Here is a 21775-nt window from a genome sequence, read left to right as displayed (position 1 = left end):
CCGAATGCCGTGCGCGGTGGCATCGGCACCGCCTAGGGTGGGAGTCACCCGAAGGTGGGTCAACCACGTTCATTCAGCAAGGGAGCACCATGAACGCACTGAAGAGCTCGCGAAAGACGCGGATCTTCGCCGGCATCGCGCTGGCCAGCGCCACCGCGCTCGTCCTGGCGGGCTGCAGCACGCCGAGCGGCGACGACGGCGGCGACGGCGGAGAGAAGCCGGCGGCCAACGTCACACTGAAGATGGGCTCGCTGCTGCCTGCCACCGGCGCGCTGGCGTTCCTCGGCGCTCCGATGGAGGCCGGCGTCCAGCTCGCCGTCCAGGAGGTCAACGACGCCGATGCAGGTGTGCAGATCGAGCTCAGCACCGCCGACGAGGGCGACCTCGACAACAAGGCGTACGAGACCTCGATGGCCAAGCTGCAGAGCGAGGGCATCACGACGCTGGTCGGCGCCGCATCGTCCAGCGTCACCAAGCTGATCGTCGACGGCAACACCAGCGCCGGCATCCTCGCGATCTCGCCGTCGAACACCGGTGTCGACTTCGCGGGTCTCAGCGACCTGTACTTCCGCACCGCGCCGAGCGACTACCTGCAGGGCGAGGTGCTGGCGAACACGATCGCCGAGGACGGGCACAAGTCGCTCGGCATCATCTACCAGAACGACCCGTACGGTCAGGGCCTCGCGGGCGCCATCAAGGAGGTGTTCGAGGGCACCGGCGGCACGGTTGTCGCGGAAGCCTCGTACAACCAGGGCGACGGGCAGTTCAACGCCCAGGTCAGCGAGGTCATGGCAGCCAAGCCCGACTCTGTCGCGATCGTGTCGTACGACCAGTTCGCGACGATCGCACCGCTGCTGCAGAACGCGGGCGCGGACGCCGGCGCGATGTACCTCGTCGACGGCAACCTGAAGGACTGGCCCGACCTGCCGGTCGACCTGACCGGGTCGAAGGGCACTCGTGCCGGCGCCGAGCTTCCGGACGACTTCGTGGCCGACCTGAACGAGGTCTGGACGGGGCTCGGCCACGAGGAGATCGACGCACTCACCTACTCGGCTGAGGCCTACGACGCGGTCATCCTGATGGCGCTGGGCGCACTGCAGGCGAACTCGGACAAGGGCGCCGACATCGCCGGCGAGCTGATCGAGGTCTCCGGCGGCTCCGGTGACGGTGAGAAGTGCGACAGCTACGAGGACTGCGCCGCGCTCATCAACGATGGCAAGAAGATCGACTACGACGGCTACTCCGGCGAGGTCACCTTCGACGAGGACCACGACCCGCAGGGCGCCGCGATGGGTGTCTACGAGTTCGAGTCCGGCAACGTGCTCAAGCGGATCTCCTGAGACCCGCTGCACGAGAGGGGGTTCGGATGCCACGGCATCCGAACCCCCTTTCTTCGTCTCCCCGGTTCCCGAGCGAGCGAAGCGAGACGAAGGGCTACGCGGCGTCCTCCTGACCGAGCGTGCCGAGGTACAGGCCGATGACCTTCGGGTCGTTCAGCAGGTCGCGTCCGGTGCCCTCGTAGGCGTCGCGGCCCTGGTCGAGCACGTAGCCGCGGTCGCAGATCTGCAGGCAGCGACGGGCGTTCTGCTCGACCATGATGGTCGTGACTCCGGCCTTGTTGATGTCCGAGACACGGATGAACGCGTCGTCCTGGCGCACGGGGGACAGGCCGGCGGAGGGCTCGTCCAGCAACAGCACGGACGGGTCCATCATGAGCGCCCGCGACATGGCGACCATCTGCCGCTCGCCGCCGGAGAGCCCGCCGGCGCGCTGGTTCAGTCTCTTGCCGAGCTCCGCGAAGATCCCCGTGACGAACTCCAGACGCTCCGCGTAGATCTTCGGGTTCTGGTACAGGCCCATCTGCAGGTTCTCCGCGATGGTCAGCGAAGGGAAGACGTTGTTCGTCTGCGGCACGAACGCCACGCCCCGCTTCACGAGCTTGTCGGCCTTGAGGCCCACGATGCTCTCGCCCTTGACGGTGATCTCGCCGGAGCGCACGTGCACCATGCCGAAGATCGACTTCAGCAGGGTCGACTTGCCCGCGCCGTTCGGTCCGATGATGCCGATCAGCTCGCCCTGGCGCGCGACGAGGTTGGCGCCGTTGAGGATGTTCACTCCGGGCAGGTAGCCGGCGTGCACGTCGGTGAGCTCGACGATGACCTCGCGGTCGTCCTTCGGCGACTCGAACACGGGCTCGGTGGCATCCGTCATGACTTCTCCTCCTCAGCGGCGTCCTCGGCCTCGATCTCGGCCTCCGCCTCGGTCTCGATCTTCCCGCGCAGCCGCTGCGCGCGTTCCGCCGACTCCTCGTCGACCACGGTCAGCCGTCCGGTGACGACGCCCAGGTCGAGATCCTGGTGGGCGCCCAGATACGCGTCGACCACAGCCGGGTCGTCCATGACCTCATCGGGCGGCCCCTCGGCGACCACACGGCCTTCCGCCATCACGACCACCCAGTCGGCGATGTGACGCACCATGTGCATGTCGTGCTCGACGAACAGCACGGTCATGCCGCGCTCCTTCAGATCGAGGATGTGATCCAGCAGCGACTGCGTCAGCGCCGGGTTCACACCGGCCATCGGCTCGTCGAGCATCACCAGCGTGGGATCGCTCATCAGCGCGCGCGCCATCTCGAGCAGCTTGCGCTGGCCGCCGGACAGCGAGGCTGCGAAGTCCTTCTCCTTGGCGTCGAGCTTGAACCTCGTGAGCAGGTCGCGCGCACGGGCCTCGATCTCCTTGTCCTGCTTGCGCCAGATCCCGGGGAACAGGCTCGACCAGAACCTCTCGCCCTTCTGCCCGGTGGCGCCGAGCTTCATGTTCTCGAGCACGGTCAGCAGCGACAGGGACTTGGTCAGCTGGAAGGTCCGCACCTGCCCCATCCGGGCGACCTTGAACGACGGCACGCCAGAGAGGTTGTGCCCGTCGAACGACCAGGTGCCCGTGTTCGGCTTGTCGAAGCCGCAGAGCAGGTTGAACAGCGTGGTCTTGCCCGCGCCGTTCGGGCCGATCAGCGCCGTGATCGCCCCGCGGGGGATCTCGACGTGGTCGACGTCGACGGCCACGAGGCCGCCGAAGCGCCGCTGCACGGCATCGGCGATGAGGATCGGGTCGACCTTCGCGACGCCGGGGGCGGCGGGACCCTTGGCGAGTCCGGTGGTCTTGGGGCGGCGGATGCTCCCGGTGCCGGGAGCCGCGTTCTCACTTGACAAAGGTCATCTCCCTCTTGTCTCCGAGGATGCCCTGCGGGCGGAAGATCACGATGAGCATCAGCGCGATGCCGACGATGATGTATCGCACGACGTCGGCCTGGGTGCTGCTCATCGGGAGCAGACCGGCCGATGCCATCTGGGGGAGCAGGTTGCCGAGGAAGGCGAACACCATCCAGAACAGCACCGCTCCGAGCGTCGGGCCCAACACCGTGGCGGCCCCGCCGAGCAGCAGGATCGTCCAGAGGAAGAACGTCAGCGACGTGGAGTAGCTGCCGGGGATGACGGCGCTGGGCAGCACGAACACGATACCGCCGAGCGCGCCGATCATGCCGCCGACGACCAGGGCCTGCATCTTGTAGGCGAAGACGTTCTTGCCCAGAGAGCGCACCGCGTCCTCGTCCTCACGGATGCCCTTGAGCACGCGCCCCCACGGGCTGCGCATGAGCGCCCACACCAGCAGGATGGCCAGGGCCAGCATGATCAGGCCGAAGACGCGGTTCCACAGCCCGACCTCGTTGAAGGTCCACGGGCCGAAACCGTAGGTGCCCGGCGGGAACGGGTTGATGTCGCGGAAGCCGCCGTTGTAGCCGCTGAGGCCGCCGGCGCCCTTGGTCCACTCCTCGAACAGTTCGGTGAGGAACATCAGGCGCACGATCTCGGCCGCCGCGATGGTCGCGATGGCGAGGTAGTCGGCGCGCAGACGCAGGGTCGGGATGCCCAGGACCAGGGCGAACAGCGCGCCGCAGAGCAGCCCGATGACCATGCCCAGCCACCACGGGGCGCCGAAGCTGAGGATCGAGATCGCGTAGCCGTACGCGCCGACGGCCATGAAGCCCGCCATGCCGAAGTTCAGCAGACCGGCGTAGCCGAAGTGCACCGCCAGGCCGGTCGCCGCCAGAGCGTAGGCGATCGTGACGGGGCTGAGCAGATAGGCGAGGGTGTTGCCGAAGATGGTGCCGAAGTCCATGTCAGCCCAACCTTTCCTTGCGGCCGAACAGGCCCTGCGGACGCACCAGCAGGACGATGATGAGCGCGGCGAGGGCACTGGCGTACTTGAGGTCGGTCGGGATCCACAGCGTCGAGATCTCCACCGCGATGCCGACGATGATCGAGCCGACCAGGGCCCCGAGCGCGGAGCCGAGGCCGCCGAGCGTGATCGCAGCGAACATCAGCAGCAGCATCTGCATGCCCATGTCCCACTTCACGCCGGGACGGAAGTACGCCCACAGGATGCCCGAGGCCGCGGCGAGCACACCAGCGAGGATCCACGTGATGCGGATCACCTTGTCGACGTCGATCCCGGATGCCGCAGCGAGCTGCGGGTTGTCCGAGATCGCCCTGGTGGCCTTGCCGATGCGGGTCCTGGTGAGGAACAGTGCCACGCCGAGGATGACGGCGAGGCTGATCGCCATGCCGATCAGGTCGATGTACGACAGGCGGATCGGGCCGAACGTCATCGGTGCGGGGCTCGCGCCGGGCAGCTGATACGTCGCACCGCCGATGAGGTACTGCAGTGCGTACCGCAGGGCGAGCGAGAGGCCGATGCTCACGATCATGAGCTGAACGACGCCGAGCCCGCGCTTTCGCAACGGCCGCCAGATTCCCGCATCCAGGCCCCAGCCGAGCAGACCGCCGGCGACGATCGCGACGATGATTCCGAGCCACAGCGGCAGCTGCCAGAACGAGGTGACGATCACCACGGCCACGCCGCCCCACGTCACCATCTCGCCGTGCGCGAAGTTCGACAGCCGCGTCGTGCCGTAGATCAGCGCGGCGCCCATCGAGGCGAGACCCAGCAGCAGGCCGAAGTTGATGCCGCCGATCGTGCGGTTCAGCAGCTGGTCGAAGAAGGACGTCGTCAGTCTCTCGCCGGCGCCGAGGAAGAGGTTCACGATCTTCGTGCCGGTCAGGCCGAACTCGGCCTCGAACTCGCCGGTCTTGCCCTGCACGGCCTCGATGCCCTCGGGCAGCTGCTCGGGATCGATGATCACCCCGTCGGGCAGGGTGTCCTCGTCGACGATCAGCGTGTACGTCGCCTTCTTCGGCACGTACAGGCGCCACTTGCCTTCGGCATCCGTCTCGGTCTCGGCGGAGAAGCCGTCGCCCTCCACGCCGATGACGACCCCGGCGACGGGCTCGTCCTTGTTCGTGATCACCCCGCCGAAGTAGAAGTCTGTCTTCTCCTGGTCGTCGCCGGGGGCGGCGTGCGCCGGGGGAGTGATCAATACCGCGAGCATGAGCGCTGCCAGGATCGCCAGCAGCGCCATCAGCCCGCTTCGAGGTCGGCTGAGAGCCGGGGTTCTGAGTCCCACAGGGCCTCCACATCGAGAGCGTCCGAGCAGGCAGCGGCGCCGCTCGGGTGACGGACGTCGCACTGAGCGTAACCCGCCGACCGCCGTGCGCGCACCTTGCGTGATGAAGCTGGAACCAACCTGGAATACCGCACAGCCGCACGCGTTTAGAATCTGTAGAGGCGGGCGTGTCCCGTCCGGCCACCGTCGTCCCCGCGCACCCGCCATCGACCGCGCCACCGGCGCAGAGGAGCCATTCATGGAGCAGCACGACCCGTTCGGTTTCGTCGGACTCACCTACGACGATGTTCTGCTGCTTCCGGGGCATACAGACGTCATCCCGAGCGAGGCGGACACCTCGTCGCGGGTCACCCGCCGCATCTCGGTCGCGACCCCGCTGCTCTCCAGCGCGATGGACACCGTGACCGAGGCGCGCATGGCGATCGCCATCGCCCGTGAGGGCGGCATCGGTATCCTGCACCGCAACCTGTCGATCGCCGACCAGGCCGCCGACGTCGACCGCGTCAAGCGCAGCGAGTCGGGCATGATCACCGACCCGATCACCACGACCGCGGATGCCACGGTCGAAGAGGTCGACGCGCTGTGCGCCAAGTACCGCATCTCCGGTCTGCCCGTCGTCGACGCCGACGGCCGCCTGATCGGCATCGTCACCAACCGCGACATGCGCTTCGTCTCGGGCTTTGAGCGGCAGACCACCCTGGTCAAGGACATCATGACCAGCGAGAACCTCGTCACCGCCAAGGTCGGCGTCGCCGCAGGCGAGGTCATCGCGCTGTTCGCGAAGCACCGCGTCGAGAAGCTGCCGCTGATCGACGAGAACGGCAGGCTCGCGGGCCTCATCACCATCAAGGACTTCGACAAGAGCGAGAAGTACCCGCTCGCCACCAAGGACGACCAGGGCCGTCTGCGCGTCGGGGCCGCCATCGGCTTCTTCGGCGACGCGTGGGAGCGTGCCGAGGCGCTGCGCGACGCGGGTGTCGACGTGCTCGTCGTCGACACCGCGAACGGGCAGTCGCAGGGCGTCATCGACCTGGTCAAGCGTCTGAAGGCCGACGAGTCGTTCGCGCACATCGACGTCATCGGCGGCAACGTCGCGACCCGCGAGGGCGCCCAGGCGCTCATCGATGCGGGCGTCGACGCCGTCAAGGTGGGCGTGGGCCCCGGCTCGATCTGCACCACCCGCGTGGTCGCCGGTGTCGGCGTGCCGCAGGTCACCGCCGTGTACGAGGCGTCCCTCGCCGCGCGCCCGGCAGGTGTGCCGGTGATCGCCGACGGCGGCCTGCAGTACTCCGGCGACATCGCCAAGGCGCTGGTCGCCGGTGCGGACGCCGTGATGCTGGGCTCGCTGCTCGCCGGCACCGACGAGTCGCCGGGCGAGATCGTCTTCCAGGCGGGCAAGCAGTTCAAGCAGTACCGCGGCATGGGATCGCTGGGCGCGATGCAGACCCGCGGCAAGCAGACCTCGTACTCGAAGGACCGCTACTTCCAGGCCGATGTCCCCAGCGACGACAAGCTCATCCCGGAGGGCATCGAGGGCCAGGTGCCGTACCGCGGCCCGGTGTCGGCCGTGGCCTACCAGCTGGTCGGCGGCCTGCGGCAGTCCATGTTCTACGTGGGCGCCCGCACCATCGAAGAGCTGAAGACTCGCGGAAAGTTCGTGCGCATCACCGCGGCGGGTCTCAAGGAGTCGCACCCGCACGACGTGCAGATCGTCGTCGAGGCGCCGAACTACAAGAAGTAGGCGCTGGACGGACGAAGGGCGGATGCTGCGAAGCATCCGCCCTTCCGCGTGTCCGGGGTGCGGCGTAGCGTGAACGGCATGTGCCGCAGCATCCACACCCTTCACAACTTCGAGCCGGCCGCCACCTCGGAAGAGGTGCACGCCGCAGCCCTGCAGTACGTGCGCAAGATCGCGGGGACGACCAAGCCGTCCAAGGCCAACCAGGAGGCCTTCGACAGGGCCGTCGCCGAGATCTCGCACATCACGCAGCATCTGCTCGACGACCTCGTCGCGACCACTCCGCCGAAGAACCGCGAGGAGGAGGCGGAGAAGAAGCGGGCGCGCGCGATCGCCTCGGGCCGCTACGCCGCCTGAGGCCGTCCGGGCCGAGGCGCCGGCTCCCATAGGCTGAGCGCATGGGGTCAGCGTCGTCACTCACGCGCGGTCAGGTCGCGCGCTATGCGATCGGTTCTCTCGGTACGGGCGGATTCGCCACGCTGCCCGGGCTCGTCCTGGTCTACTACCTGACCGACTCGCTCGGCGTGACGGCGCTCGCCGCGGGCGCGATCGTCACCGCGGCGAAGGTGTGGGACGTGCTGATCGATCCGGTGATCGGCGGCCTCAGCGACCGCTCCTACGCACGCACCGGCACCCGGCGCTGGTTCATGGTGCTCGGCGGGATCGGGCTGCCGCTGTTCTTCGTGCTGACCTTCGCGGTTCCCGGGTCGCTCTCGGCGGTTCCGGCGGCGGCCTGGGTGCTGCTCGCGTTCATGCTCGCGGCGACCTGCTTCAGCCTGTTCCAGGTGCCGTACATCGCGCTGCCCGCGGAGCTCACCGACGACTACCGGGAGCGCACCCGGCTGCTGACCTGGCGCGTGGTGGTGCTGACGCTCGCGATCCTGCTCTTCGGCGCGGGCGGCCCGGAACTGCGCGGCCTGTTCCCCGATGATCCGCTGCGCGGCTACCTCGTCATGGCGGTCGTCGCCGGCGTCGTGCTCGGCGTCGGGATGCTGATCTCGGCGACGGTCGCGCCGAAGCGGCCCGCGCTGCCGGTGGTGCCCGGCGCATCGATCGGCACGCACTACCGCGACGGCGTCCGGGTGCTGCGGCAGAGCCAGCCGTTCCGTGCGCTTCTGCTCACGTTCATGCTGCAGGGGCTGGCGACCGGTCTCATGCTCGCGGCCGCGCAGTACGTGGCGCGCTGGGTGCTGCATGACGAGGGCGCCGTGACGCCGCTGTTCGTGGCACTGATCGCCCCGGCGCTGCTGATGGCGCCGGTCTGGAAGGTCGTCGCCGACCGCACGGGCAAGGAGAGGGCGTTCCGCCTGGCCAGCCTGGTCTTCCTGCTCGCGACCCTCGTGCTCATGGTCATGGTGTGGCTGCCCGGGTGGTGGATCCTCGCCCCGGTCGCGCTCGCCGGAGCCGCGTACGCCGGCATGCAGACCCTGCCGATGGCGATGCTCCCCGACGTGATCGCCCATGATCGCTCGACCGGCGGCGGGGAGAACCGCTCCGGTGTCTTCAGCGGAGTGTGGACCGCGGGCGAGACCACCGGCATGGCGCTCGGCGCGACCGTGCTGTCGATCGTGCTCGCGCTCAGCGGATACGTGGAATCGACCGCCGGCGTCGCGGTCGAGCAGCCGGCTGCGGCGGTGGCGGGCATCGCGGTCGCCTTCAGCGCGCTCCCCGCGGTGCTCATGGTGCTGAGCCTCGTCACGCTCTCGCGCTACCGCCTGCGCGAGCAGGACATCGTGGGGACGGCGGCATGACCGGCATCCTGGACCGGCTGCGCGAACTGCGCGCCGGGGACGCGCCCACCCACGGCGGACATGTCCTCGCCTACGTCTACGACTCGGGGATGCCCGAGCTGGACGAACTCGCGGATGCCGCGGCATCCCTCGCGCGACCCGTCAACGGACTCGACCCGACCGTCTTCCCGTCGATCGCCGCGATGGAGCGCGACGTGCTGGGCTTCGTGCGCGAGGCGCTGCACGGCGGTCGCGACGTCGTCGGGTCGGTGACGAGCGGCGGCACCGAGAGCTGCCTGCTCGCGGTGAAGACCGCCCGCGACCTCTGGCGCGCGGAGGGCGGAGAGGGCCGGCCGAGGCTGCTCGCGCCCGCGACCGCGCACGCCGCCTTCCAGAAGGCCGCGCGGATGTTCGACCTCGAGTACGACGCGGTGCCGTGCCGGCCGGACGGCACCGTCGACGCCGGCGACCTGATCGCGCGGATGGCCGATGACGTGGCGCTCGTCGTCGTCTCCGCCCCCGCGTACCCGAGTGGCGCCCTCGATCCGGTGCGGCAGGTGGCTGCGGCGGCGAAGGCGCGCGGCATCCGCTGCCACGCCGACGCCTGCTTCGGCGGGCTGGTGCTGCCGTGGTGGCCGGATGCCCCGGTATGGGACTTCCGCGTCCCCGGTGTGACCAGCATCTCGGCCGACCTGCACAAGTTCGGCTACGCACCCAAGGGCGTCTCGGTGCTCATGCACCGCGGCCGGAGACAGCACCGCGCGCAGTTCTTCGCGACCACGCGCTGGCCGGGGTATCCGGTCGTGAACCCGACGCTGCTCGGCTCGAAGTCGGCGTCGCCGCTGGCCGCCGCGTGGGCGATCGTGCAGCGGCTCGGGGATGCCGGGTTCGCCGAGCTGACCGCATCGATGGTGAGGGTCGCGCGCGGCATCCGTGCCGAGGTCGAGACGATTCACGGACTGACGGTGATGGGCGATCCGGTGGGACCGGCGATCGCGCTGATCGCCGACACGTCGGCGCCCCCGGCCGAACGGGTGGACCCGCACCGGCTCGCCGATCAGCTGGCGCAGCACGGCTGGAAGATCCAGCACCAGCCCGGGTTCGTGCAGGCCGACGGATCGAAGCTGCCGCGCAGCGCGCATCTCACGCTCACCCCGGTGCTGGAGCGGAACCTGCGCGATTTCCGGCGAGCGCTCGCCGCGGCATCCGACGCCGTGCGCGGCCGCGGGCCGGCCGACGGGCGCCTGCTGGCCGGCGCGGTGCGGATGCTGGGCTACAGTGCCGACCGCGTGCCCGGCCCCGAGGCATCCTGGCGCCTGCTGCGGATCGCCGGCGCGGGGAGCGTGAAGCCCGACCAGCCGATGGCGACGCTCATGGCGCTGATCGAGGAGCTGCCGGCCCCCGTCGCAGAGGCTCTGCTGACCGAGCTGCTGGCCAGGTTCTCCGAGCCCCGCTGACCCACGGGCACACGACCTGATAGCCTGATCGGCTCGCCATCGCGAAGGAACGCGGCGGGCGGAAGGACCACCACCGTGGGATACATCGACGTCGCCGGCGTCTCGCTCACCCTGCCCGACGGCCGCCCGCTGCTCGACGAGGCGACTTTCCGCGTCGGCGCAGGCTCCACCAGCGCGCTCATCGGCCCCAATGGGGCCGGCAAATCCACCATCCTGCGCATCATCCGCGGCGACCTCGCGCCGGATGACGGCGTGGTGACGATCGACGGGTCGCTCGGCGTGATGGACCAGTTCGTCGGTCACGGACGCGAGGGGCAGACCGTGCACGATCTGCTGATCTCGGTCGCGCCGGCGCGCATCCGGCAGGCGGCCGAGGCGCTCGAGGCCGCGGAGAACGCGCTCATCGAGGACGACACCGAGCGCACCCAGATGCGGTACGCGACCGCGCTCGCCGAGTACGCGGATGCCGGCGGCTACGAGCACGAGACCGTGTGGGACCAGTGCACGGTGGCCGCGCTCGGCGTGCCCTTCGAGCGCGCCCGGTTCCGCGACCTGTCCACGCTCTCCGGTGGCGAGCAGAAGCGGCTCGCACTCGAGGCCCTGCTGCGCGGACCCGACGACGTGCTGCTGCTCGACGAACCGGACAACTACCTCGACGTGCCGGGCAAGCGCTGGCTGGAGGAGCGGCTGCGCGAGACCCCGAAGACCGTGCTGCTGGTCTCGCACGACCGCGAGCTGCTCGCCCGAGCCGCGGACCGCATCGTCACGCTCGAACCCGGCGGCGCCGGCGCGACGGCGTGGGTGCACGGCGGGGGCTTCGGAACCTACCACCAGGCCCGTCTCGACCGGATGGACCGCCTCGACGAGCTGCGCCGGCGCTGGGACGAGCAGCACGAGAAGCTGAAGACGCTGGTCGCGAACCTCAAGGTCAAGGCCGAGGCGAACGACGGCTTCGCCTCGCGGTACCGCGCAGCGCAGACCAGGCTTCGGAAGTTCGAGGAGGCGGGGCCGCCTGAGGAGCGTCCGCCCGCGCAGGAGTTCGACATGCGACTGCGCGGCTCGCGCACCGGCAAGCGCGCGATCGTGTGCACGGCGCTCGAGCTGACCGGGCTGATGCGCCCGTTCGACGCGGAGATCTGGTTCGGCGACCGCGTCGCCGTGCTGGGGTCGAACGGATCGGGAAAGTCGCACTTCCTGCGTCTGCTCGCCCGAGGCGGCAGCGATCCCGACCCGACGCTCGGGCACCTGACCAGCGCGGGGGAGCGGCTCGACGAGGTCGCGCACTCCGGCACCGCCGTGCTCGGCGCGCGCGTGGTGCCCGGCCTGTTCGCGCAGACGCACGCGCATCCGGAGTTCGCCGGACGCACGCTGCTCGAGATCCTGCACCGCGGTGACGACCGCAGGGCGGGGATGCCGCGCGACGCCGCGAGCTCGGCGCTGGACCGCTACGGTCTGGTGCGCCAGGCGCAGCAGGAGTTCGCCCAGCTCTCCGGCGGGCAGCAGGCGCGCTTCCAGGTGCTGCTGCTCGAGCTGTCGGGCGCGACGCTGCTGCTGCTCGACGAGCCGACCGACAACCTCGACCTGGAATCGGCCGAGGCGCTCGAGGACGCGATCGCGCGGTTCGAGGGTACCGTGGTCGCGGTCACGCACGACCGGTGGTTCGCGCGCTCGTTCGACAGGTTCCTCGTGTTCGGCGAGGACGGCGGCGTGTACGAGTCGGATGCCCCGGTCTGGGACGAGCGCCGCGTCGTGCGGGCTCGCTGAGCCCTCCGGGCAACCCGGGTAGTCTGAAGGGGTGAGCATGGACTTCGAGATCGGCCGAGGCAAGCGCGCCCGTCGCGCATACACGTTCGACGACATCGCGGTGGTTCCCTCGCGACGCACGCGGAACCCCGAAGACGTCTCCACGGCGTGGACGATCGACGCGTTCGCGTTCGACATCCCCGTCATCGGTGCGCCGATGGACTCGGTCGTCAGCCCGCAGACGGCGATCATGCTGGGCCGTCTCGGCGGCCTCGGCGTGCTCGACCTCGAGGGTCTGTGGACGCGGTACGAGAACCCCGAGCCGCTGCTCAGCGAGATCGCGGGTCTCCCTGCCGATCGCGCGACGGTGCGGATGCAGGAGCTGTACTCCGAGCCGATCAAGCCCGAGCTCATCAAGTCGCGTCTGGCTGAGATCCGCGAGGCCGGTGTCACGGTCGCGGGCTCCCTCACGCCGCAGCGCACCCAGGAGCTCTACCAGACCGTCGTCGAGGCGGGCGTCGACCTCTTCGTCATCCGGGGCACCACGGTCTCCGCCGAGCACGTCTCGAGCGTCGCAGAGCCGCTGAACCTGAAGAAGTTCATCTACGACCTCGACGTGCCGGTGATCGTCGGCGGCGCCGCCACCTACACCGCGGCCCTGCACCTGATGCGCACCGGCGCGGCCGGCGTGCTGGTCGGCTTCGGCGGGGGAGCGGCGTCCACCACGCGTGCGACGCTCGGCATCCACGCTCCGATGGCCACGGCCGTCTCCGACGTCGCCGCCGCCCGCCGCGACTATCTGGACGAGTCCGGCGGCCGCTACGTGCACGTGATCGCCGACGGCGGTGTCGGCACCTCGGGCGACGTCGTCAAGGCGCTCGCGATGGGTGCGGACGCGGTCATGCTCGGCGTCGCGCTCGCGCGCGCCACCGATGCTCCGGGCCGCGGCTTCCACTGGGGAGCCGAGGCGCACCACCCGCAGCTGCCGCGCGGTCGCCGCGTGCCGGTCGCGGGTGTCGCCACGCTCGAGGAGGTGCTGTACGGCCCCGCTCCGGTCGCCGACGGCACAGCCAACCTCATCGGCGCGCTGCGCAAGTCGATGGCGACTACCGGCTACTCGGATCTGAAGGAGTTCCAGCGGGTCGAGGTCGTGCTGGCGCCCTACGAGGCCGGATGAGTCTCACGCAGGACTTCCCTCCCACGCTCCGGGAGGTGATGCTGCGCGGGCGCTGGCTCGCCATGCTCGCGCTCTGCCTCGTCGTCGCGGGAGTGTTCGCCTGGCTGGGACAGTGGCAGCTGGGGCGCGCGATCGACACGACGCCGCCAGAGCCGGGGATGACCGAGAAGGTGCAGCCGCTCACCGAGGTGGTCGAGCCCGGCGAGTACCTCGCCGAGCCGCTGGTCGGGCAGAGGGTCACCACGAGCGGCACCTGGGTGCCCGAGGACTTCATCGTGGTCTCCGGCCGCTTCAACGACGGCATCGCCGGGTACTGGGTCACCGGCCAGCTGCGCGTCGCCGAGCGCACCTCTATCGCGGTCGCGATCGGGTTCGCGCCGACCCGGGAGAAGGCGGATGCCGCGGCATCCGCTCTCTCCTCGAGGGGAGCCGAGCAGGCCGAGATCACCGGCCGTGTGATCTCGGATGAGGGCCCCGTCGTCACCAGGGATCCCTTCGATCTGAACCGGATGTCGCCGGCGGCGCTGCTCAGTCGCTGGCACGAGATCGACCAGCTCGATGTGTACCGGCCCTATCTGGCATCCGCCGAGGCGACTGCCGGCCTGGACGACATCTCGTCGCCGGCGCCGGAGGAGCGCTCCTCGGTGAACTGGCTCAACATCTTCTACGCGATCGAGTGGGCGATCTTCGCGGGCTTCGCCTTCTACCTCTGGTACCGGCTCGCCAAGGATGCCTGGGAGCGCGAGGTCGAGGACTTCGAGGACCGTCGGAACGCGTCCGCCGCATCCTGATCGTCTCTCCGGTGACGTTTCGGTGACCGAAACGCGAACGCCATTGAGGAATGTCCCCGGCAAGGCCTAGTGTCTCTGTCATGCGCGTGCGCAGCCCGGCGCACGCGACCGGCGGTTCCACGAGAACCGCCGCTTGACCCGAGGAGACAGCACTGATGATGTCCGCCCCCGATGACGGGAACCGCCAGGTCCCCGTCCCGCGCAGGAGGGGGCGTACGTGCGCCCTCGTCACATCCGCAGCGGTCGCCCTGAGCTTCGGCTCGATCGCCGCGACGCCCGCCTTCGCCGACACGACCGGGACGGGGGTGGTCATCAACGAGGCCTACCTGTCCGGCGGCAGCGACGGAGCGGCGTTCAAGAACAAGTTCGTCGAGCTCTACAACCCGACGTCCGCGCCGGTGAAGCTCGACGGCATGTCGATCCAGTACCGCTCGGCCACGGGCACGGGGAACTCCAACGGCGTGGTGCCCCTCACCGGGACGATCCCCGCCAAGGGGTACTTCCTGGTCTCGGGCAACAGCAACGGAGCGAACGGCGCCGCACTGCCCGCCCCCGACATCGACGGCAGCGGCAAGCTGAGCCCGAGCGGCACGAAGGGCACGCTCGCACTGGTGAAGGGCACGTCCGCCATCGCTCTGCCCACGGGATCGGTCACGGGGAACGCGGACGTCGTCGACCTGCTCGGATACCAGGCCAAGAGCGCCGAGCCGACGAACACGTTCGAGACCGCTGCTGCCACCGGCGCGAGCAGCAACCAGGACGTCAAGTCGCTGAACCGCACGAACGGTGCCGACAGCGACGACAACAGCAAGGACTTCTCGCTGTCGGCGACGATCACCCCGCAGGGCTCCGGCGGGCAGACCGACCCGGGCACCGACCCCGAGCCATCGGTGAAGGCCACGATCGCCGAGGTGCAGGGCACCGCCGACAAGGCCGCGATGGACGGCCAGAACGTCAGCGTCGAGGGCGTCATCACCGCCGACCACCGCACGGGTGGGTATGACGGGATCGTCATCCAGACCGCCGGTTCCGGCGGCGACAAGGACGCCACTCCCGGTGCATCCGACGGCGTCTTCGTCTACCTCAAGGGCAAGACCGTCCCCGGCGCGATCGGCGACCTCGTCTCGGTCACCGGCGTCGTCGGCGAGTACTACGGGCAGACCCAGATCACCCCGAAGGACGCTGCCGGGGTCACGGTCGTGACGCCGGGCGTCGGCACGCCGAAGCCCGCGCCGCTGGCGACCTCGGTCGTCGGCTCCGCGCGCGAGGCGTACGAGAACATGCTCGTCGCCCCCGCAGGCGACTACCTGGTCGCCTCCAGCCACCAGCTGTACAACTACGGCACGCTGTGGCTGAACCCCGGTGTCCTGAACGTCAAGAGCACAGAGCTGAAGCAGCCCGGCGCCGCGGCGGACGCGATCGCTGCGGCCAACCGCGCCGACCGCATCCTGCTCGACGACGGCTACAGCATCCAGATCGGCAACGAGGCGCACCCGGGCGACCAGCCCTACTTCACCGAGGACGTCGTGGTGCGGAACGGCGACGCCGTCGACTTCGGCGACAGCGCGTTCGTGCTGCAGTACGGCTTCAACGACTGGCGGCTGCAGCCCGCGACTCCGCTGAACAGCGACTCGCCCGCGGCGGTCTCGTTCACGTCGAAGAATCCGCGCACCGAGGCTCCCGAGGTGGGCGGCGACCTGCAGGTCGCATCGTTCAACGTCTACAACTACTTCACGACGCTGAGCAGCGAGAACGAGGACGCGCGCGGTGCGGAGGATGCCGCGCAGTTCGCGATCCAGAAGTCGAAGATCGTCGCGGCGATAGGCGGGCTGGATGCCGAGATCGTCTCGCTCATGGAGATCGAGAACTCGGCCAAGTTCGGCAAGCCCGTCGACACGGCGCTCGCCGATCTCGTGAGCGGACTGAACGCCGCAGCGGGCAGCGAGGTGTGGGCCTACGTGCCGACGCCGAAGGCGCTGGCGGACGCGGCGACCACCGACTACATCAAGAACGCCATCATCTACAAGAAGAAGGCCGTCAAGACCGTCGGTCAGAGCTCGACGATCAGCGATGAGAGCGTGTGGGACATCGCCCGCGAGCCGATCGCGCAGACCTTCAAGTACAAGAACCGCACGTTCACGATCGTGGCCAACCACTTCAAGTCCAAGGGCGGCGACGGAGCGGAGCCGGCCGACGGCCAGGGCCGGTTCAACGCCGAGCGCGTGGAGCAGGCGAAGTCGGTGCTGAAGTTCACCGACCAGCTGGCGAAGACCAGCGGCAGCGACGACATGCTGCTGATCGGAGACTTCAACGCATACAGCGAGGAGGACCCGATCGACGTCTTCACCGACGCGGGCTGGAGCGACCTGGTGGCGGACAAGACCGCCGGCCAGTACACCTACACGTTCGACGGCGAGCTCGGCTCGCTCGACCACGTGATCGCCTCGCCCTCGCTGAAGGCCTCGATCACCGGCGCCGGCGTCTGGGGCATCAACTCTCCGGAGTGGAGCGACCGCGGCTACGCGTTCGGGGCCACCGAGGCGGGAACGCCCTACCGTTCCAGCGACCACGACCCGATCCTCGTCGGCATCGCCCAGAAGGCGAAGGACGTGCCGGTGAGCATCAGCATCGCCACGATCAACGACTTCCACGGGCGGATCGAGGCCGACGGTGCCAGCGCGGGTGCAGCTGTGCTCGCCGGTGCGGTCGAGCAGGTGCGCGACGAGAACCCGAACACGATCTTCGCCGCCGCCGGTGACCTGATCGGTGCTTCGACGTTCACGTCCTTCATCAACGACGACAACCCGACGATCGACGCGCTCAACGCGGCCGGTCTCGATGTCAGCGCCGCGGGCAACCACGAGTTCGACCAGGGCTGGGAGGATCTGCGCGACCGTGTGCAGGACCGCGCGGACTGGGAGTACATCTCGTCGAACGTGTTCGTCACCGAGACGGGTGAGCCTGCTCTGGCGCCCGCCTGGGTCAAGGAGCTCGACGGCGTGCGCGTCGGCTTCGTCGGCGCCGTGACCGAGGAGCTCGACTCGCTGGTCTCGCCCGAGGGCATCAAGGACCTCGAGGTCCGCAGCATCGTCGACTCCGTGAACGACGTCGCCGACGACCTCACCGACGGCAAGGACGGCAACGGCGAGGCAGACGTGGTCATCCTGCTCGTGCACGAGGGCGCCACGACCACCGACGCGTCGAGCATCACGCCCGACTCCGCGCTGGGCGAGATCGTCTACGGCGTCGACGACGACGTGGATGCCATCGTCTCGGCGCACACCCACCTGGCGTACAACCACGTCATCGACGGCCGTCCGGTCGTCTCGGCGGGCCAGTACGGCGAGAACCTCGGGGTGATGAGCCTGCAGTTCGAGGTCAAGAAGAACAAGGTCGAGCTGCTGTCGATCGAGAACGAGATCCGGCCGCTGGCCGGTCGCTACCCGGCCGACCCCGAGGTGCAGGCGATCGTGGCGGCCGCCAAGAAGGAGGCCGACGTGCTCGGCGCCGTCAAGGTCGGCAACATCTCGGCCGGCTTCACGCGTGCGCGCCAGAGCGACGGCAAGGAGAACCGCGGCGGCGAGTCGACGATCGGCAACTTCGTCGCGGACGTGCAGCAGTGGGCCACCGGTGCGGACCTCGCGCTGATGAACCCCGGCGGCATCCGCGCCGATCTCGCCTTCGCATCGTCGGGTGCGTCCGACCCGGACGGCAACGTCACCTATCGCGAGGCGGCCACGGTGCAGCCGTTCGCCAACACGCTGGTGACGCTGCAGCTCACGGGCGCGCAGCTTAAGTCGGTGCTCGAGGAGCAGTGGCAGCCGGACGGCGCGAGCCGGCCGTTCCTGAAGCTGGGCGTGTCGAAGGGGCTGACCTACACGTACGACCCGTCGGCCGCGAAGGGCGCCCGCATCACCTCGATCACGCTCAACGGCACGGCGATCGACCCTGCGGCGTCGTACACCGTCGCGGCGAACTCGTTCCTCGCAGCGGGCGGAGACAACTTCACCACCCTCGCCGCCGGCACGGGTAAGGCCGACACCGGCAAGATCGACCTTCAGTCGATGGTGGACTGGTTCGCCGCGAACGCGGCGGACGCCGCATCCGCCGCCGTACCGGATCTCGCCCAGCGCGCGGTCGGAGCGACGGTGACGCCGGCGGCTGACAGCTACCAGGCCGGACAGCAGGTCACCGTGGCACTCTCGTCGCTGTCCTTCAGCGCGGGCGAGCAGAAGCCGACCGCGGTGAGTTTCGCCATCGGCGACACGCAGCTGGGCACGGCCTCGGTGAACACCGCGATCGTCGACACCACCGACGAGGTCGGCAAGGCGACGTTCACCTTCACGGTGCCGGCGGGCGCCGCGGGCAAGGCGCTCACGGTCACCCCGGATGTCGGCGCGGCGGTCACGCTGCCGCTGACCTTCGGCTGAGCCGGCGCAGGCAGGGCGAGGGCCGTCGGGAGTGATCCCGGCGGCCCTCGTCGGTCGCGGGCGGCTTCTCGGCCCGGATCGCCGTTTCGTGCGCCTCGCCTAGAATGGACTCATGCCCGAACCGAAAGTCGCCAGCTTCCCGGCGATCCGCGGTGCGCTGAAGTTCTACCAGGTCGCCTCCATCATCACCGGCGTCATGCTGCTGCTGCTGGTCGCCGAGATGGTGCTGAAGTACACGCCGATCCATCTCGAGCTCTTCGCGGGCGGTTCCGGAGGACTGCTGTGGTTCGCACCCGTGGTGGAGGGGCCGGACGGCGATCTCATCTCCACCGGTGACGGGTTCAACCTCTCGCTCGGCATCCTCGTGGCGCACGGCTGGTTCTACGTGGTGTACCTCTTCGCATGCTTCCGCATGTGGAGCCTGATGCGCTGGCGGTTCCCGCGGTTCATCATGCTCGCCCTCGGCGGAGTCATCCCGCTGCTCTCGTTCTTCATGGAGACCCGCGTCGCCCGCGACGTGCGGGCCCACCTGGCAACCCGCGAAGCGGCGGATGCCGCCGCCTCAGCTCCCGCTCCCACCACGGAAGGCATCCGGTGACCGACCAGACCCCTGACACCGCGCAGCGCCCGGCGCTCGTCGTCGACTTCGGCGCTCAGTACGCCCAGCTCATCGCGCGCCGCGTGCGCGAGGCCGGCGTCTACAGCGAGATCGTGCCGCACACCGCCACGGCCGAGGAGATCGCCGCGAAGAACCCGGTCGCGATCATCCTCTCCGGTGGTCCGTCGTCGGTCTACGAAGAGGGCGCGCCGAAGCTCGACCCGGCCGTGTTCGACCTGGGCGTTCCGACGTTGGGCATCTGCTACGGCTTCCAGTACATGGCGCAGACCCTCGGCGGCGAGGTCGCGAACACCGGTCTGCGCGAATACGGAGCAACCGACGCGATGATCCCGGTCAACGGGAGCACGCTGCTCGGCGGCGAGCCGACCGAGCAGAACGTCTGGATGAGCCACGGCGACCAGGTGTCCCGCGCTCCTGAGGGCTTCGACGTGCTGGCGACCACCCCGTCGACCAAGGTCGCGGCGTTCGCGAACGAGGAGCGCCACCTCTACGGCGTGCAGTGGCACCCCGAGGTGAAGCACTCGGACCACGGTCAGGCCGTGATCGAGAACTTCCTGCACAAGGGCGCCGGTCTCGCCGCCGACTGGAACAGCGACAGCGTCATCGCCGAGCAGATCGAGCGCATCCGCGAGCAGGTCGGCGACGCCCGTGTCATCTCCGCCCTCTCCGGCGGTGTCGACTCGGCGGTCTCGACCGCACTCGTGCACAAGGCCATCGGCGATCAGCTCACCGCGGTCTTCGTCGACCACGGCCTGCTGCGCAAGGGCGAGCGGGAGCAGGTCGAGCGCGACTACGTGGCATCCACCGGCGTCCGCCTGATCACCGTCGACGCGGCCGACACGTTCCTCGGTCACCTCTCGGGCGTAACCGACCCGGAAACGAAGAGAAAGATCATCGGCCGCGAGTTCATCCGCGCGTTCGAGCAGGTGCAGCGCGATCTCGTCGAAGAGGCCAAGGCCTCGGGCGAGAAGGTCAAGTTCCTCGTGCAGGGCACCCTGTACCCCGACGTCGTCGAGTCCGGTGGAGGATCGGGTACCGCCAACATCAAGTCGCACCACAACGTCGGCGGTCTGCCCGACGACCTCGACTTCGAGCTGATCGAGCCGCTGCGCGCCCTGTTCAAGGACGAGGTCCGCGCGATCGGCCGCGAGCTCGGCATTCCCGAGGCGATCGTCGGCCGCCAGCCGTTCCCCGGCCCCGGCCTCGGCATCCGCATCATCGGCGAGGTCACCCGCGAGCGCCTCGACGTGCTGCGCGAGGCCGACGCGATCGCCCGCGAGGAGCTCACCCTCGCCGGTCTCGATCAGACCATCTGGCAGTGCCCTGTCGTGCTGCTCGCCGACGTGCGCTCGGTCGGCGTGCAGGGCGACGGCCGCACCTACGGGCACCCGATCGTGCTGCGCCCGGTCTCGTCCGAGGACGCCATGACGGCGGACTGGACGCGCCTGCCGTACGACGTGCTGGCGAAGATCTCGAACCGCATCACCAACGAGGTGAGCGAGGTCAACCGGGTCGTGCTCGACGTCACGTCGAAGCCGCCGGCAACGATCGAGTGGGAGTGAGCTCGCAGTCTCCCGCTTCGCGATGATCGCTCCGCCCTCATGCCTTCGGCATGGGGGCGGAAGGCATTGGCGGGGGGAGTAAGAGCGCTGCGCGGTCAGTCGCCGGGCGCGGTGATGCGGTGCGCGGCCTGGAGGACGGTGAGGCCGCGCGAGTCGGGATAGACGCCGTCGGCGAGGAGGGCGCGGATGCCGGCGCGCTCGGCGCCTGCCACGTCGGCGATCGGGTTGTCGCCGACCATCCAGGTGTCATCGCCGGCATCCGCCACGCGCAGCGCGTGCGCGAACAGCAGCGGGTTCGGCTTCTCGATGCCGACCGCTGCGCTCGTGATCGTCAGAGACACCAGGGCTGACAGACCGAGGGCATCGACGAGTTCCGGCAGAGCGGGGCCGTGGTTGCTCAGGATGACGTTGTCGTATCCGGCATCCGCCGTCTGCCGTAGCGCGTCCAGTGCCCCGTCGATCACCTGCCACGGCCCGACGCGGTAGTACTCGTCGAGCACCCGAGCGGATGCTGCGGATGCGACATCTGCGGGCACACCCTGTGCCCGCAGGGCTTGGTCGAACACCGGTGCGAGGCGCGCCGCCCAGGCATCCGCCGTGAGCGGGGGAGAGGTGACGACCTCGGGCTGGTGCCAGGGGAATCCGCTGCGCAGATGCGGACGGATCAGTTCCGCGTCGATCGTGATGCCGGCATCCACTGATCGCAGTGCGTCGACGACGGCCGCAGACCACATGCCCTCACGCACGGCGAGCGTGCCGTCGAAGTCCCAGAACACCACTCGCCGTCCGCCCACCGCCCCAGCCTAGACAGCTGACACCTCGCAGATGGCGGACGGATCTGCGGATGGCGGTGGAGACGCCGGTGTGTTGTCCGCCATCTGCAGATTCATCCGCCGCCCGCAAACGGATGGGCCGGTGCGTGCGGGAGGTCCGGTCTGAACACGGGCTGTGGAGAGTACGGGCGGCGATGGGACGCCTCGCGGATGGCGGATCGATCTGCGGATGGC

The 21775-nt window shown here is 69.4% G+C and carries 16 protein-coding genes; 11 read left to right on the top strand and 5 right to left on the bottom strand.

The features are described 5' to 3' along the window. Positions 1-89: 89 nt before the first annotated feature. Positions 90-1340 carry an ABC transporter substrate-binding protein gene (locus tag DY023_RS10705; RefSeq protein WP_116242325.1) on the top strand — a complete coding sequence of 417 codons (1251 nt, stop codon included), beginning with the start codon at positions 90-92 and terminating at the stop codon, positions 1338-1340. A gap of 94 nt (positions 1341-1434) precedes the next feature. Here DY023_RS10705 and DY023_RS10700 read toward each other — a convergent pair whose 3' ends face one another. From DY023_RS10700 to DY023_RS10685, 4 genes are read right to left on the bottom strand one after another with little or no spacing between them, the layout of a single operon-like run. Further along, entirely contained in the window at positions 1435-2211 is a 777-nt protein-coding gene (locus tag DY023_RS10700; protein ID WP_116242324.1) for an ABC transporter ATP-binding protein, read from the bottom strand. Next, positions 2208-3209, bottom strand: coding sequence for an ABC transporter ATP-binding protein (locus DY023_RS10695; protein WP_220347283.1), 1002 nt, complete (start codon positions 3207-3209; stop codon positions 2208-2210). Before DY023_RS10695 ends, DY023_RS10700 begins: the two co-directional genes overlap by 4 nt. Continuing rightward, the gene (locus DY023_RS10690) at positions 3199-4176 is read right to left on the bottom strand and encodes a branched-chain amino acid ABC transporter permease (RefSeq protein ID WP_116242323.1); all 978 of its coding nucleotides are present in this window, start codon (positions 4174-4176) and stop codon (positions 3199-3201) included. Before DY023_RS10690 ends, DY023_RS10695 begins: the two co-directional genes overlap by 11 nt. Before the next feature lies 1 nt (position 4177). Continuing rightward, positions 4178-5476 (bottom strand): branched-chain amino acid ABC transporter permease, encoded by a 1299-nt coding sequence (locus DY023_RS10685; protein ID WP_116242322.1) that lies wholly within the window; start codon positions 5474-5476, stop codon positions 4178-4180. Positions 5477-5759: 283 nt separating this feature from the next. Between DY023_RS10685 and guaB the strand changes: the two genes are divergently transcribed. The 10 genes from guaB to guaA all read left to right on the top strand — a co-directional run bounded on the left by guaB (position 5760) and on the right by guaA (position 20768). Next, positions 5760-7262 carry an IMP dehydrogenase gene (gene guaB / locus DY023_RS10680; protein WP_116242321.1) on the top strand — a complete coding sequence of 501 codons (1503 nt, stop codon included), beginning with the start codon at positions 5760-5762 and terminating at the stop codon, positions 7260-7262. 78 nt (positions 7263-7340) lie between these two features. Further along, entirely contained in the window at positions 7341-7616 is a 276-nt protein-coding gene (locus tag DY023_RS10675) for a DUF2277 domain-containing protein (protein ID WP_116242343.1), read from the top strand. A gap of 41 nt (positions 7617-7657) precedes the next feature. Beyond that, a complete protein-coding gene (locus DY023_RS10670) occupies positions 7658-9010 on the top strand; it encodes an MFS transporter (protein WP_116242320.1) in 1353 nt (450 codons plus the stop codon). After that, positions 9007-10446: a pyridoxal phosphate-dependent decarboxylase family protein gene (locus DY023_RS10665; RefSeq protein ID WP_116242319.1), complete on the top strand. Its 1440-nt coding sequence runs from the start codon at positions 9007-9009 to the stop codon at positions 10444-10446. The genes DY023_RS10670 and DY023_RS10665 overlap by 4 nt, the downstream gene beginning before the upstream one ends. Positions 10447-10521: 75 nt before the next feature. Next, positions 10522-12210 carry an ABC-F family ATP-binding cassette domain-containing protein gene (locus tag DY023_RS10660; RefSeq protein WP_116242318.1) on the top strand — a complete coding sequence of 563 codons (1689 nt, stop codon included), beginning with the start codon at positions 10522-10524 and terminating at the stop codon, positions 12208-12210. Between the two features lie 37 nt (positions 12211-12247). After that, entirely contained in the window at positions 12248-13366 is a 1119-nt protein-coding gene (locus tag DY023_RS10655; protein WP_116242317.1) for a GuaB3 family IMP dehydrogenase-related protein, read from the top strand. After that, positions 13363-14157, top strand: coding sequence for an SURF1 family protein (locus DY023_RS10650; protein ID WP_245958666.1), 795 nt, complete (start codon positions 13363-13365; stop codon positions 14155-14157). Before DY023_RS10655 ends, DY023_RS10650 begins: the two co-directional genes overlap by 4 nt. 155 nt (positions 14158-14312) lie before the next feature. Continuing rightward, positions 14313-18587: an ExeM/NucH family extracellular endonuclease gene (locus DY023_RS10645; RefSeq protein ID WP_116242316.1), complete on the top strand. Its 4275-nt coding sequence runs from the start codon at positions 14313-14315 to the stop codon at positions 18585-18587. Positions 18588-18699: 112 nt separating this feature from the next. Then, entirely contained in the window at positions 18700-19185 is a 486-nt protein-coding gene (locus tag DY023_RS10640; protein WP_116242315.1) for a DUF3817 domain-containing protein, read from the top strand. Further along, positions 19182-20768 carry a glutamine-hydrolyzing GMP synthase gene (gene guaA, locus DY023_RS10635; protein ID WP_116242314.1) on the top strand — a complete coding sequence of 529 codons (1587 nt, stop codon included), beginning with the start codon at positions 19182-19184 and terminating at the stop codon, positions 20766-20768. The genes DY023_RS10640 and guaA overlap by 4 nt, the downstream gene beginning before the upstream one ends. A 95-nt stretch (positions 20769-20863) precedes the next feature. On the opposite strand, the gene DY023_RS10630 is transcribed toward guaA, so the two are convergent. After that, complete coding sequence (locus DY023_RS10630) at positions 20864-21562, bottom strand: HAD family hydrolase (protein WP_147303288.1); 699 nt, start codon at positions 21560-21562, stop codon at positions 20864-20866. Positions 21563-21775 lie beyond the last annotated feature (213 nt).

The organism is Microbacterium bovistercoris (assembly GCF_003387575.1).
Classification (GTDB): Bacteria; Actinomycetota; Actinomycetes; order Actinomycetales; family Microbacteriaceae; genus Microbacterium; species Microbacterium bovistercoris.
The sequence above is the reverse complement of the archived record's forward strand: the minus strand, read 5'-3'. Positions and strand labels throughout refer to the sequence as shown.

Coding starts and splice junctions, on each gene's coding strand:
- DY023_RS10705 (WP_116242325.1), top strand. CDS start 90: ATGAACGCACTGAAGAGCTCGCGAAAGACGCGGATCTTCGCCGGCATC.
- DY023_RS10700 (WP_116242324.1), bottom strand. CDS start 2,211: ATGACGGATGCCACCGAGCCCGTGTTCGAGTCGCCGAAGGACGACCGC.
- DY023_RS10690 (WP_116242323.1), bottom strand. CDS start 4,176: ATGGACTTCGGCACCATCTTCGGCAACACCCTCGCCTATCTGCTCAGC.
- DY023_RS10685 (WP_116242322.1), bottom strand. CDS start 5,476: ATGGCGCTGCTGGCGATCCTGGCAGCGCTCATGCTCGCGGTATTGATC.
- guaB (WP_116242321.1), top strand. CDS start 5,760: ATGGAGCAGCACGACCCGTTCGGTTTCGTCGGACTCACCTACGACGAT.
- DY023_RS10675 (WP_116242343.1), top strand. CDS start 7,341: ATGTGCCGCAGCATCCACACCCTTCACAACTTCGAGCCGGCCGCCACC.
- DY023_RS10670 (WP_116242320.1), top strand. CDS start 7,658: ATGGGGTCAGCGTCGTCACTCACGCGCGGTCAGGTCGCGCGCTATGCG.
- DY023_RS10665 (WP_116242319.1), top strand. CDS start 9,007: ATGACCGGCATCCTGGACCGGCTGCGCGAACTGCGCGCCGGGGACGCG.
- DY023_RS10655 (WP_116242317.1), top strand. CDS start 12,248: ATGGACTTCGAGATCGGCCGAGGCAAGCGCGCCCGTCGCGCATACACG.
- DY023_RS10650 (WP_245958666.1), top strand. CDS start 13,363: ATGAGTCTCACGCAGGACTTCCCTCCCACGCTCCGGGAGGTGATGCTG.
- DY023_RS10645 (WP_116242316.1), top strand. CDS start 14,313: ATGATGTCCGCCCCCGATGACGGGAACCGCCAGGTCCCCGTCCCGCGC.
- DY023_RS10640 (WP_116242315.1), top strand. CDS start 18,700: ATGCCCGAACCGAAAGTCGCCAGCTTCCCGGCGATCCGCGGTGCGCTG.